General features: G+C 67.6%; 4 protein-coding genes and 1 tRNA gene. All 5 read right to left on the bottom strand.

Annotation, left to right across the window (positions count from 1 at the left end; genetic code table 11):
* Nucleotides 1–29: 29 nt before the first annotated feature.
* Nucleotides 30–103, bottom strand: a tRNA-Leu gene (locus H7290_RS06725).
* A gap of 41 nt (nucleotides 104–144) precedes the next feature.
* A complete protein-coding gene (locus tag H7290_RS06720) occupies nucleotides 145–1,392 on the bottom strand; it encodes an alpha-hydroxy acid oxidase (RefSeq protein WP_290513250.1) in 1,248 nt (415 codons plus the stop codon).
* Between the two features lie 20 nt (nucleotides 1,393–1,412).
* Nucleotides 1,413–2,324 (bottom strand): NAD(P)-dependent oxidoreductase, encoded by a 912-nt coding sequence (locus H7290_RS06715; RefSeq protein WP_290513249.1) that lies wholly within the window; start codon nucleotides 2,322–2,324, stop codon nucleotides 1,413–1,415.
* Nucleotides 2,325–2,441: 117 nt separating this feature from the next.
* Nucleotides 2,442–3,368 carry a Ppx/GppA phosphatase family protein gene (locus tag H7290_RS06710; RefSeq protein WP_290513248.1) on the bottom strand — a complete coding sequence of 309 codons (927 nt, stop codon included), beginning with the start codon at nucleotides 3,366–3,368 and terminating at the stop codon, nucleotides 2,442–2,444.
* A gap of 34 nt (nucleotides 3,369–3,402) precedes the next feature.
* The coding region (locus H7290_RS06705; RefSeq protein ID WP_290513247.1) for a cation:dicarboxylase symporter family transporter at nucleotides 3,403–4,170 on the bottom strand (768 nt) is incomplete at its 5' end.

The raw sequence follows: 4,170 nt of genomic DNA, 5'->3' as shown, positions 1-4,170 counted from the left end.
GGGTCTGGGAGACAGGGTCGAGAATCGTGTGCTCCCGATGGGGGTCGAACCCACACTGTGACGGGTTTAAGCCATCTGCCTCTGCCAATTGGGCTACGGGAGCGCAGCGCAAGCCTAGTGTCACCGAGCGGGGTGGGGTGAGGCTCAGCGCGGGGAGAGCCGTGCCAGCTGGGTCACATGGTCGGGGTTGAGCTCGCCGATGCTGGTCACGCCGAGCAGCCGCATGGTGCGCTCGATGTCCTTCGTCAGGATCTCGATGGTGCGATCGACGCCACGGCGACCGCCCGCCATGAGGCCGTAGAGGTAGGCCCGCCCGATCAGGGTGAAGTCGGCCCCCATCGCGAGCGCGGCCACGATGTCCTGGCCCGACATGATGCCGGTGTCAAGGTGGATCTCCATCGAGTCGCCCACCGCGGCGCGGACGTCGGGCAGAAGGTGAAATGGCACTGGTGCGCGGTCGAGCTGGCGTCCGCCGTGGTTGGACAGCAACACCGCGTCGACACCCATCTCGGCGAGCCTGACGGCATCGGGGACGCTCTGGACACCCTTGACGACGAGCTTGCCGTGCCACTGGTCCTTGATCCACGCGAGGTCGTCGAACGTCACGGTCGGGTCGAACATCGTGTCCAGCAGGTCTGCCACCGTGCCCGACCACGTGTCGAGCGACGCGAACGCCAACGGCTCGGTGGTGAGGAAGTTGATCCACCACGCCGGCCGCGGGATCGCGTTCAGGACCGTGCGCGGCAACAGCGTCGGCGGGATCGTCATCCCGTTGCGGGTGTCACGCAGACGCGCCCCGGCGACCGGCACGTCGACCGTCACCAGCAGCGTGTCGAAGCCGGCCTTGGCCGCCCGGTCGACCAGCGCCATCGACCGGTCGCGGTCCTTCCACATGTACAGCTGGAACCAGTTGCGTCCCTGCGGAGCCGCGGCAGCAACGTCCTCGATCGCCGTCGTGCCCATCGTCGACAACGAGTACGGGATGCCCGCTGCGGCCGCGGCCGTCGCCCCGGCGATCTCTCCCTCGGACTGCATCATCCGGGTGAAACCGGTCGGTGCGATGCCGAACGGCAGAGCCGAACGCTCGCCCAGCACCAGCACCGACGTGTCGACCACCGACACATCACGCAGGATCGCGGGGTGGAACGTGATGTCGGTGAACGCCTGCCGCGCCCGCCCCAGCGACAGCTCCGCATCGGCCGCACCGTCGGTGTAGTCGAAGGCCGCCTTGGGGGTGCGGCGTTTCGCGATCGTGCGCAGGTCCCAGATCGTGAGTGCCTTCTCCAACCGCCGACGGGTCAGGTTCAGCGTCGGCTTCCTGAACTTCAGCAGGGGCAGGAAGTCATGCGGCCGCGGGAACCGCCGACGCTGCTTCACCGGATGCGTGGTCATGGTGGTCCTTCCACAGGAGATCAGGGCGAGATGACGATGGAGTGGGGATCGCGTCCGTCGAGCAGTCGCTCGATCTGGCCGCGCACCACCCGGTCGACGCGGGGCTGCATCGCCGAGGACATGCCTCCGACGTGCGGCGTGATCAGGACTCCCGGGACCGCCCAGAGGGGGTGCACCGCGGGCAACGGCTCGGGGTCGGTGACGTCGGTGGCGTAGCGGACGCGGCCGGCCTGGCGCACGATCGCGTCAGTGTCCGCGACCCTGCCACGCGAGACGTTGACGATGACCGCGTCGTCGGGAAGGGCAGCCAGGAAGGCATCATCGATCAGCCCGGTAGTCGCCTCGGACAGCGGCACGGCGACCATGACCACGTCGACGGTCGGCAGAAGGTCGGGCAGCTCGTCCGTGCCGTGGATGAGGCCGCGCTCGTCCTCACGTCGATGACCCGCCACGCGGACCATCTCGGCGCCGAAGCCCTCGAGCCGCTTCTCCATCTCGATGCCGATGCCGCCGTAGCCCAGCAGCATCACCCGGCGATCGGCGACGCTCGTGCCCCAACGCCGGTTCCACTGACCGCGCTCACGGGCGTACACGTCGAGCTGGCGTTGCGAGGCCAGCAGCAAGGCCACGGCCAGCCCAGCCGTCGACTCCTCGTGCACCCCGACCGCGTTGCAGTAGGTGACGCCGGACGGAAGCGCTTCGCGCACGCCGTCGTAGCCGAGCGCCTGTGACTGGATCACGGCGATGCGCTCGGGATCGAGCTGCCTGAGACCGGCGCTGGACACCGTGTAGGGCAGCACCGCGAGGTCGACGGAGTGGCTCGGTTGCGGCGGCGAGAAGTCCCAGACACGGAGGTCGACCCGGTCGTCGAGGTCTGTGAGACGCTCGACCCAACCCTCGTCGGGAACCGTGACATGCAGCGTGATGGTCATGGAGTCGATCATGCTCCGGGCTCGAAGCGGACGAGGTCGTGGGGGCATCGAGCAACAGGCGGCTGCAGCCCGTCATCGGTCAACCAGACCGATGACCAGGCTGACCTGACGCGTCAGTCAGGCCGAGACCATGTCCCAGGCGATGCCATCGAGGATGTCGTGCTCGCTCACGACAAGGGTGTCGGTGTCGAGCGGGAGCAGGTCGATGAGCCGGTCGAGGATCAGCGCTCCCCCGCCGATCACGTCAGCCCTCCCGGGATGCATGAAGGGCAGGGCACGGCGGTCGGCGACAGGCATCTGCACCAGCGACATGCACGCCGCTCGTACATCGTCGAGGGCGAGCCGGGCACCGTGAATGCGTCTCGAGTCGTACGTCGGGAGCGCCAGCGAGTGCGCTGCGACGGTCGTGACGGTGCCGGCCACGCCCACGAACGAACCGACCGGAGCGAGGTCGGTGACCACCGGAGCAAGCACCGCGTCGAGATGGTTCATGCAGGCGATCACCTCGCTGACCGATGCCGGGTCGCTGGAGAGGAACCGCTCGGTGAGCCGCACAGAGCCGATGTCGAGGGAGACCGACCACTCGATGTCCTGCCCGGTGCCAACCACGATCTCGGTCGAACCACCGCCGATGTCGACCACCAGCGTGCGGACGCTGTCAAGGTCACGAGTCGCACCCAGGAAGGACGCCCGCGCCTCGTCGAGACCCGCCAGCACGACCGGCCGAACTCCGAGGATGTCTTCGATCGCATCGCCGAACTCCCGCGCGTTGTCGGCGTCGCGCACCGCCGACGTCGCGCAGAACCGTACCTGCGTGACGCCGAACATCGCTGTCAGCTCAGCGAACTCGCGCGTGGCCATCAATGTCCGGTCGATCGACTCCTCGGACAGGTGACCCGTCTGGTCAACCCCGGCGCCGAGTCTGACGATGCGCATCTCACGCAACTGATCGACCTTCGACCCGGCTCCGATGTCGCTGATCAGGAGGCGGATCGAATTGGTGCCGCAGTCGATCGCCGCCACGCGGGTGCGCTCGTCTGGCATGGACGTCAGCATAGCGACGTGGTGGCGGCGAGTTTCAGGCCGTGACCTTCTCGCGCTCCGGGGCGGGGTTGTGGTCGTCCACCATCGACTCCTCGTCGAACGGGCTCTCACCGGACAGCGTCCGGTCAAGCTGCCCGCGGTCGAGCGTCCCGGTCCACGAGGCAACCAGGATCGTGGCGACGGCGTTGCCCGCGAAGTTGGTGACCGCGCGCGCCTCCGACATGAACCGGTCGATGCCGACGATGAGTCCGACGCCGTCCAGAAGCTCGGGCCGGTGCGAGCTGAGGCCACCGGCGAGGGTCGCCATCCCGGCTCCGGTCACGCCCGCTGCACCCTTGGACGCGACCATCATGAACAACAGGAGCGAGATCTGCTCGCCGAGCGAGAGCGGGTTGCCCATCGCGTCGGCGATGAACAGCGAGGCCATCGTCAGATAGATCATCGTGCCGTCGAGGTTGAACGAGTAACCCGTCGGGACGACGACCCCGACCGTGGTCTGCTCGACGCCTGCGTGCTCCATCTTGGCGATGAGCCGCGGCAGGGCCGACTCCGAGGACGACGTCGAGAAGATCAGCAGGAACTCACGGCCGAGGTACTTCAGCAGCAAGAACAGGTTGATGCCGGTGACGACCCGCAAGATCGTGCCGAGGATCACGAACACGAACAAGGCACACGTGACGTAGAAGCCGAACATGATGACGGCAAGCGCCTTGAGCGCGTCGACACCCGTCTCGCCGACGACTGCGGCCATGGCGCCGAAAGCACCGATCGGCGCCGCCCACATGATCATCGACAGGATGCG

The organism is Aeromicrobium sp. (genome assembly GCF_014378035.1).
Lineage (GTDB): Bacteria > Actinomycetota > Actinomycetes > Propionibacteriales > Nocardioidaceae > Aeromicrobium.
This window is presented reverse-complemented; position numbering and strand designations above follow the sequence as displayed.